An 8430-nucleotide genomic window follows, 5' to 3' on the forward strand; every position below is an offset into this window, starting at 1 on the left:
CAGTTCGGTGCTTGCCGCACGCAGCCAGCTGCAGCGTGCGCAGGGAGTAACCAAACCAAAAAAGAGTGAACCGGCAGCGCCAGGAAGAGCGCGGCCGGTGAACAACGCCGCGCTTGAACGACTGGCCTCGGTAACGGAGCGCGTACAGTCGCGTCCGGCACCGTCCGCGCTCGAGCAGAAAGCCCCGGTGAAAGAAGAGGCTTACCGCTGGAAGGCAACCACCATCACTGAAACGGTGAAGGAAGAGGTCGCCACGCCGAAAGCGCTGAAAAAGGCGCTGGAGCATGAGAAAACGCCGGAGCTTTCCGCGAAGCTTGCCGAAGAGTCCATTGCCCGGGACGCCTGGGCCGCCGAGGTCAGCAAACTCCAGCTGCCGAAGCTGGTCGAGCAGGTCGCGCTGAATGCCTGGAAAGAGCAGGACGGCAATCAGGTGCGTTTGCACCTGCGTCCGGGCCAGCGGCACCTCAATTCTCCTGGCGCGCAAAAGGCGCTGGCGGAAGCGCTCGCCGCATTACAGGGCGCGCCGGTTGAATTGACTATCATTGAAGATGATAATCCGGCAGTGAAAACGCCGCTGGAGTGGCGCCAGGCCATTTATGAAGAAAAGCTCGCGCAGGCGCGCGAGGCGATTATTGCGGATAACAACATTCAGACCCTGCGCCGGTTCTTCGACGCCGATCTGGATGAAGAGAGTATTCGCCCCATTTGATCGTGAGTCTGACTTACGGTTGTAATCCTTAAACGTGAAAGAAGAGAGAAGCCTATGTTTGGTGGAAAAGGCGGTCTGGGTGGCCTGATGAAGCAGGCTCAGCAGATGCAGGAAAAAATGCAGAAGATGCAGGAAGAGATCGCTCAGCTGGAAGTCACGGGTGAGTCCGGTGCCGGTCTGGTCAAAGTGACCATCAACGGTGCGCACAACTGCCGTCGCGTGGAAATCGACCCGAGCCTGCTCGAAGACGACAAAGAGATGCTGGAAGATCTGGTTGCAGCCGCGTTTAACGATGCCGCTCGCCGTATCGACGAAACTCAGAAAGAGAAAATGGCCTCTGTTTCCAGCGGTATGCAGCTGCCGCCTGGCTTCAAGATGCCATTCTGATGCAAACCAGTCCGCTGCTCACGCAGTTAATGGAAGCACTGCGCTGCCTGCCGGGCGTTGGCCCGAAGTCGGCGCAGCGCATGGCGTTTACGCTATTGCAGCGCGACCGCAGCGGCGGGATGCGCCTGGCGCAGGCTTTAACCCGCGCCATGTCAGAAATTGGTCACTGTGCGGATTGCCGCACCTTTACCGAGCAGGACGTGTGTAACATCTGTACGAACCCGCGTCGTCAGGAAAACGGTCAGATTTGCGTGGTGGAGAGTCCGGCGGACATCTACGCCATCGAACAAACCGGGCAGTTTTCCGGCCGCTACTTCGTGCTGATGGGGCATCTCTCACCGCTGGACGGTATTGGCCCGGATGATATCGGTCTTGACCGCCTTGAACAGCGTCTTGAGTCCGAAACCATCAAAGAGGTCATCCTCGCCACCAACCCGACGGTGGAAGGGGAGGCAACCGCCAACTACATCGCTGAACTGTGCTCACAGTACGGCGTTGACGCCAGCCGCATCGCCCACGGCGTGCCGGTGGGCGGCGAGCTGGAAATGGTCGACGGCACCACGCTTTCGCACTCTCTGGCCGGGCGTCACAAGATTATTTTCTGACCAAACGGAGGCTGCGCGCGCGGCCTCCGCTTGAAAATTTCCCCCCTTATCCCCATCTCTCACTCAACGTTTTAAAACCCCATTAAATGGCATTGTTGAGGTCGACATAGATGAAAGGACAAGAAACCCGTGGTTTCCAGTCAGAAGTAAAACAGCTTCTGCACCTGATGATCCATTCCCTGTATTCCAACAAAGAAATTTTCCTGCGTGAGCTGATTTCCAACGCCTCGGACGCGGCGGACAAGCTGCGCTTCCGCGCGCTGTCTAACCCAGACCTGTACGAAGGCGACGGCGAGCTGCGCGTGCGCGTCTCGTTCAATAAAGAGAACCGCACCCTGACCATCGCCGATAACGGCATCGGGATGAACCGCGACGAGGTGATCGACCACCTCGGCACCATTGCCAAATCCGGCACCAAAGCGTTCCTCGAGTCCATGGGCTCTGACCAGGCGAAAGACAGCCAGCTCATCGGCCAGTTCGGCGTGGGCTTCTACTCGGCGTTTATCGTGGCCGACAAAGTCACCGTGCGCACCCGTGCGGCAGGCGACAGCGCCGAGAACGGCGTGCTGTGGGAATCCAAAGGGGAAGGCGAGTACACCGTTGATGACATCACTAAGGCGGATCGCGGGACCGAAATCACCCTGCACCTGCGTGAAGGGGAAGACGATTTCCTGAATGACTGGCGCGTGCGCTCCATCATCAGCAAATATTCTGACCACATCGCGCTGCCGGTTGAGATTGAAAAACAGGAAGAGAAAGACGGTGAAACCGTGGTCTCCTGGGAGAAGATCAACAAGGCGCAGGCGCTGTGGACGCGCAATAAGTCTGAAATTAAAGACGACGAATACAACGAGTTCTACAAGCACATCGCCCACGACTTTACCGACCCGCTGACCTGGAGCCACAACCGCGTGGAAGGTAAGCAGGAGTACACCAGCCTGCTGTACATTCCGGCACAGGCGCCATGGGACATGTGGAACCGCGATCACAAGCACGGCCTGAAGCTGTACGTTCAGCGCGTGTTCATCATGGACGACGCCGAGCAGTTCATGCCGAACTACCTGCGCTTCGTGCGCGGTCTGATAGATTCCAACGATCTGCCGCTGAACGTTTCGCGTGAAATTCTGCAGGACAGCACCGTCACCCGTAACCTGCGCAACGCCCTGACCAAACGTGCGCTGCAGATGCTGGAAAAACTGGCGAAAGACGATGCTGAAAAATATCAGACCTTCTGGAAACAGTTCGGTCTGGTGCTGAAAGAAGGCCCGGCAGAAGACACCGCGAACGTTGAAACCATCGCCAAACTGCTGCGCTTCGCCTCTACGCACACCGACTCCTCCGCGCAGACCGTGTCGCTGGAAGAGTACGTCTCCCGCATGAAAGAAGGGCAGGAGAAGATCTACTACATCACCGCCGACAGCTACGCGGCGGCGAAGAGCAGCCCGCACCTGGAGCTGCTGCGTAAGAAAGGCATCGAAGTGCTGCTGCTTTCTGACCGCATCGATGAGTGGATGATGAACTACCTGACCGAGTTCGACGGTAAGGCGTTCCAGTCCGTAGCCAAAGCCGACGAATCCATCGACAAGCTGGCCGATGAAGTGGACGAAAGCGCGAAAGAAGCCGAGAAGGCGCTGGAGCCGTTCGTTGAGCGCGTGAAAACCCTGCTGGGCGAGCGCGTGAAAGAGGTGCGCTTCACGCACCGTCTGACCGACACTCCGGCGATTGTCACCACCGATGCCGACGAAATGAGTACTCAGATGGCGAAGCTGTTCGCTGCGGCGGGCCAGGCGGTACCGGAAGTGAAATATATCTTTGAGCTTAATCCGGATCATCCTCTGGTGAAACGCGCGGCGGATACCCAGGACGACGCCCGCTTTGCCGAGTGGGTTGAGCTGCTGCTGGATCAGTCCCTGCTGGCCGAGCGCGGCACGCTGGAAGATCCTAACCTGTTCATTAAACGTGTGAATGCGCTGCTGCTGGCGTAATTGACCACGCCTCCCCTGGTCTTCTCCCTCTCCCGTGGGAGAGGGCCGGGGTGAGGGCACCAGACCGTACTAACCCAAATAATCTCCCCTCGTTAACCGTTTCAGCCTTCCCGCCTTCCTTGAGCGATGCCCGTTCTGGTGGTATTGTTTAGCGCTTTTGAAAAATTGAAACGACTTTTGAGGGGATTTTCGCAATGCGTATTATTCTGCTTGGCGCTCCGGGCGCGGGTAAAGGAACTCAGGCTCAGTTCATCATGGAGAAATACGGTATTCCGCAAATCTCCACCGGTGACATGCTGCGCGCCGCTGTTAAATCTGGCTCCGAGCTGGGTAAACAAGCGAAAGACATCATGGACGCAGGCAAGCTGGTGACCGACGAGCTGGTTATTGCTCTGGTCAAAGAGCGCATTGCTCAGGAAGACTGCCGTAACGGTTTCCTGCTGGACGGCTTCCCGCGCACCATTCCTCAGGCTGACGCCATGAAAGAAGCGGGCATCAACGTGGACTACGTTCTGGAGTTCGACGTACCGGACGAGCTGATCGTTGACCGTATCGTTGGCCGTCGCGTACACGCTGCTTCTGGCCGCGTTTACCACATCAAATTCAACCCACCTAAGGTTGAAGGCAAAGACGACGTGACCGGCGAAGAGCTGACCACCCGTAAAGACGATCAGGAAGAGACCGTGCGTAAACGCCTGGTGGAATACCATCAGATGACCGCGCCGCTGATCGGCTATTACACCAAAGAAGCGCAGGCGGGTAACACCAAATACGCCAAAGTTGACGGCACCAAAGCCGTGGCTGACGTACGTGCAGAGCTGGAAAAAATCCTCGGCTAATCGCGCGCCTCTCACCCGGGCTTCCGGGTGAGAAATATTCTCATCTTACCTATTACAGCAATGGGTTTCGTTTAAACGCATTTCCGCTACAATTGACAACCTATCAAATGGTTAAGAGGCGTGAATGAGTCAGGCGAAAACCGGCATCCTGCTTGCCAATCTGGGCACTCCAGAAGCACCTACATCAGACGCGGTAAAACGCTACCTGCGACAATTTTTAAGCGACACGCGCGTCGTGGATTTCCCGAGACTGCTGTGGTGGCCGCTGCTGCGTGGCGTCATTCTGCCGATTCGTTCTCCGCGCGTCGCCAAACTCTATCAGTCCGTCTGGATGGAAGAGGGCTCGCCGCTGATGGTTTACAGCCGTCGCCAGGAAAAAGCGCTGGCCGCCCGCCTGCCGGATATGCCCGTAGCGCTCGGTATGAGCTACGGAAAACCGTCCCTCGAAAGCGCGGTGGAATCACTGCTGGCGCAGGGCGTGGACCATATCGTCGTGCTGGCGCTCTACCCGCAGTACTCCTGCTCGACGGTGGCCGCCGTCTGGGACGAGCTGGCCCGCATTCTGGCGACCCGCCGCCGCCTTCCGGGCGTGACCTTTATTCGCGACTACGCGGATAACGATCTCTACATCCAGGCGCTTGCCAACAGCGCGCGCGCGTCGTTTGAAAAGCACGGCGAGCCGGATCTGCTGCTGCTCTCCTATCACGGTATCCCACAGCGTTTCGCCAATGAAGGGGATGATTATCCGCAGCGCTGCCGCGATACCACGCGCGAGCTGGTCTCCGCCCTTGGCCTGCCGCCGGAGAAGGTGATGATGACCTTCCAGTCGCGCTTCGGCCGCGAGCCGTGGCTGACGCCGTACACCGATGAAACCCTCAAAATGCTGGGTGAGAAGGGCGTGAAGCATATTCAGGTGATGTCGCCGGGCTTCTCGGCCGACTGTCTGGAAACGCTGGAAGAGATCGCGGTGCAAAACCGGGAATTTTTCCTTGAGGCTGGCGGCGAAAAGTACGAGTACATTCCGGCGCTTAACGACTCGCCTGAGCATATCGACATGATGGTCTCGCTGGTAACGAACAGCCGCTGATCGCACTCCGGGCCGGGTTTGTGCTACCATTCCCGGCCCATATTCTTCGTACAGTTCAGACCATGAAATTTCCCGGTAAACGCAAATCCAAACACTACTTCCCCGTCGATGCCCGCGATCCGCTCCTGCAGCAAATCCAGCCTGAGAACGAAACCAGCGCGGCATGGGTCGTCGGTATCGATCAGACGCTGGTGGACATTGAAGCGAAAGTGGATGATGCGTTTGTCGCCCGTTACGGTCTGAGCGCCGGTCACTCGCTGGTGATTGAGGACGACGTTGCCGAAGCGCTGTACCAGGAGCTGGTGCGCGAAAACCTGATTACCCATCAGTTCGCCGGTGGCACCATCGGCAATACCATGCATAACTACTCCGTGCTGGCCGACGACTGCTCGGTGCTGCTCGGCGTGATGTGCAGCAATATTGAAATCGGTGGCTATGCCTACCGCTATCTCTGCAACACCTCCAGCCGTACCGATCTGAACTACCTTCAGGGCGTCGACGGGCCTATTGGCCGCTGCTTTACGCTGATTAGCGATTCCGGCGAGCGTACTTTTGCCATCAGCCCGGGTCATATGAACAAGCTGCGCGCCGAGAGTATTCCGGAAGAGGTGATTGCGGGCGCCTCGGCGCTGGTGCTGACCTCCTACCTGGTGCGCTGTAAGCCGGGCGAGCCGATGCCGGAAGCGACCATGAAAGCGATCGAGTACGCGAAGAAATACAACGTGCCTGTCGTTCTGACGCTGGGCACGAAATTCGTTATCGCCGACAACCCGGAGTGGTGGCAGACGTTCCTGAAAGAGCACGTCTCGATTCTGGCAATGAACGAAGAAGAGGCCGAAGCGCTGACCGGCGAAAGCGATCCGCTGCTGGCGTCTGACAAAGCGCTGGACTGGGTGGATCTGGTGCTTTGCACCGCTGGCCCGGTGGGGCTGTATATGGCCGGCTTCACGGAAGAAGAGAGCAAGCGCAAAACCCAGCACCCGCTGCTGCCCGGTGCGATTGCCGAGTTCAACCAGTACGAGTTCAGCCGCGGCATGCGCTACAAAGATTGCCTGAATCCGCTGCGTATCTACTCTCATATCGCGCCATACATGGGCGGGCCGGAGAAGATCATGAACACCAACGGTGCGGGCGACGGCGCGCTGGCCGCACTGCTGCACGACATCACCGCGAACGCCTACCACAAAACCAACGTGCCGAACTCCAGCAAGCACAAGTTCAGCTGGCTGACCTATTCCTCGCTGGCGCAGGTGTGTAAATATGCCAACCGCGTGAGCTATCAGGTGCTGAACCAGCACTCCCCGCGCTTAACGCGTGGGCTGCCGGAACGGGAAGACAGCCTCGAAGAGGCCTACTGGGACAGATAAAAGCAAAACGGCAACCTGTGGTTGCCGTTTTTAGTGTTTATTCCCTCTCCCCGTGGGAGAGGGTCAGGGTGAGGGGACCAGACCGCACAAGCTACCCCGTCACAGCCTCTTCAACCGGCGGTTTCTCCAGCAGCGTCAGCATGGTGTTGGCAATCTCGCGCTCGCCCATCACCACCTTATCTGCCCCGCGCTCGGTAATGTACTCCACCTCGTCGTCATAGTGCGCCCGGGCGATAATCTCAATCGTTGGGCACTTCGCGCGCGCGGAAGCCACAATCTCGCCCGCTTCATAGCCGTTAGGTATGGTCAGCAGCAGCCAGCGCGCGCAGTCCAGATGCGCCAGATTCATGATCTCTTCGTTTGCCGCATTGCCCAGCACCGCACGAATACCGCGCGCGCGCAGCTCGTCGACGCGGGTGCGTGAGGTCTCAATCACCACCAGCGGAATGCCCTGCGCCATTAGCTTCTCACCGAGCAGGCTGCCCACGCGGCCAAAGCCGACCAGCAGGGCGTGGTTGCAAATATCCACTGGGATCTGCTTCTCTTCTTCGATGGCCTCTTCGAGCGTCTGTTCTTCCAGCGTTTCGGTTTTATCGAGGTATTTTTCCAGCAGGGCAAAGAGCACCGGGTTCAGCATAATCGACAGGATCGCCCCTGCCAGCACCAGGTTTTGTCCCGCCTGCGGCAGCAGGTTCAAGGCCATGCCCAGACCGGCCAGAATAAAGGCGAACTCACCGATCTGCGCCAGGCTGGCGGCGATGGTCAACGCCGTGCGCGGGGAGTGGCCGAACATTCTCACCAGGAAGAAGGCGGCGAGCGACTTACCAAAGATGATGATCGCCAGCGTGCCCAGCACGGCCAGCGGCTGCTGGATCAGCACCAGCGGGTCGAACAGCATCCCGACGGAGACGAAGAACAGCACGGCAAACGCATCGCGCAGCGGCAGCGTATCGTGCGCCGCACGGTGGCTCAGCTCGGATTCGTTCAACACCATCCCGGCGAAGAACGCGCCCAGGGCAAAGGAGACATCAAACAGCTCAACGGCACCAAACGCGATTCCCAGCGCCAGCGCCAGCACGGAGAGGGTGAACAGCTCGCGTGAGCCGGTTGCCGCGCTGCGGGACATGATCCACGGCACCAGACGGCGTCCCACCAGCATCATGATGGCGATAAACGCCACCACCTTACCGATGGTGATACTCATATCCAGCGCCAGCGAGGCCAGGCCGACGTTGTCTTTTTCCATCATCCCGGCGACGGCGGGCAGCAGCACCAGCGTCAGGACCATCACCAGGTCTTCAACAATCAGCCAGCCTATCGCGATTTGCCCGCGCTGGCTGTCTATCAGCTGTCTCTCCTCAAGCGCGCGCAGCAGCACCACGGTACTGGCGGTTGAGAGACACAGCCCAAATACGATACCGGTCATTAACGACCAGCCCAGCACCGCCGAA

At 58.5% G+C, this 8430-nt stretch carries 8 protein-coding genes and 1 other annotated feature; of the genes, 7 read left to right on the forward strand and 1 reads right to left on the reverse strand.

Annotated features, from left to right (window positions below):
• The 7 genes from DEO48_RS08180 to DEO48_RS08210 form a co-directional block, all read left to right on the forward strand.
• The coding region (locus DEO48_RS08180; RefSeq protein ID WP_309136799.1) for a DNA polymerase III subunit gamma/tau C-terminal domain-containing protein at positions 1-709 on the forward strand (709 nt) is incomplete at its 5' end.
• Positions 39-103: a sequence feature (DnaX frameshifting element), on the forward strand. It overlaps the preceding gene by 65 nt.
• A 54-nt stretch (positions 710-763) precedes the next feature.
• Positions 764-1096: a YbaB/EbfC family nucleoid-associated protein gene (locus DEO48_RS08185; protein WP_003858972.1), complete on the forward strand. Its 333-nt coding sequence runs from the start codon at positions 764-766 to the stop codon at positions 1094-1096.
• Positions 1096-1701, forward strand: coding sequence for a recombination mediator RecR (gene recR / locus DEO48_RS08190; protein WP_008499298.1), 606 nt, complete (start codon positions 1096-1098; stop codon positions 1699-1701). The genes DEO48_RS08185 and recR overlap by 1 nt, the downstream gene beginning before the upstream one ends.
• A gap of 110 nt (positions 1702-1811) precedes the next feature.
• Entirely contained in the window at positions 1812-3686 is a 1875-nt protein-coding gene (gene htpG, locus DEO48_RS08195; RefSeq protein ID WP_023310609.1) for a molecular chaperone HtpG, read from the forward strand.
• Positions 3687-3880: 194 nt separating this feature from the next.
• Complete coding sequence (gene adk, locus DEO48_RS08200) at positions 3881-4525, forward strand: adenylate kinase (protein WP_006809841.1); 645 nt, start codon at positions 3881-3883, stop codon at positions 4523-4525.
• Positions 4526-4649: 124 nt separating this feature from the next.
• Positions 4650-5612: a ferrochelatase gene (hemH, locus tag DEO48_RS08205; protein ID WP_109844848.1), complete on the forward strand. Its 963-nt coding sequence runs from the start codon at positions 4650-4652 to the stop codon at positions 5610-5612.
• 62 nt (positions 5613-5674) lie between these two features.
• Complete coding sequence (locus DEO48_RS08210; protein WP_109844849.1) at positions 5675-6979, forward strand: inosine/guanosine kinase; 1305 nt, start codon at positions 5675-5677, stop codon at positions 6977-6979.
• A gap of 91 nt (positions 6980-7070) precedes the next feature.
• Here the strand turns inward: DEO48_RS08210 and ybaL are convergent.
• Positions 7071-8430 (reverse strand): YbaL family putative K(+) efflux transporter (ybaL, locus tag DEO48_RS08215; RefSeq protein WP_109844850.1); only part of this gene is annotated, 1360 nt, incomplete at its 5' end.

It is taken from the genome of Enterobacter sp. CGMCC 5087 (assembly GCF_003144775.1).
Taxonomy (GTDB): domain Bacteria; phylum Pseudomonadota; class Gammaproteobacteria; order Enterobacterales; family Enterobacteriaceae; genus Enterobacter; species Enterobacter cloacae_M.

What these genes read in the sequence shown, in the direction of transcription:
- hemH (WP_109844848.1), top strand. Translation starts at nt 4,650, where the DNA reads ATGAGTCAGGCGAAAACCGGCATCCTGCTTGCCAATCTGGGCACTCCA.
- recR (WP_008499298.1), top strand. Translation starts at nt 1,096, where the DNA reads ATGCAAACCAGTCCGCTGCTCACGCAGTTAATGGAAGCACTGCGCTGC.
- htpG (WP_023310609.1), top strand. Translation starts at nt 1,812, where the DNA reads ATGAAAGGACAAGAAACCCGTGGTTTCCAGTCAGAAGTAAAACAGCTT.
- adk (WP_006809841.1), top strand. Translation starts at nt 3,881, where the DNA reads ATGCGTATTATTCTGCTTGGCGCTCCGGGCGCGGGTAAAGGAACTCAG.
- DEO48_RS08185 (WP_003858972.1), top strand. Translation starts at nt 764, where the DNA reads ATGTTTGGTGGAAAAGGCGGTCTGGGTGGCCTGATGAAGCAGGCTCAG.
- DEO48_RS08210 (WP_109844849.1), top strand. Translation starts at nt 5,675, where the DNA reads ATGAAATTTCCCGGTAAACGCAAATCCAAACACTACTTCCCCGTCGAT.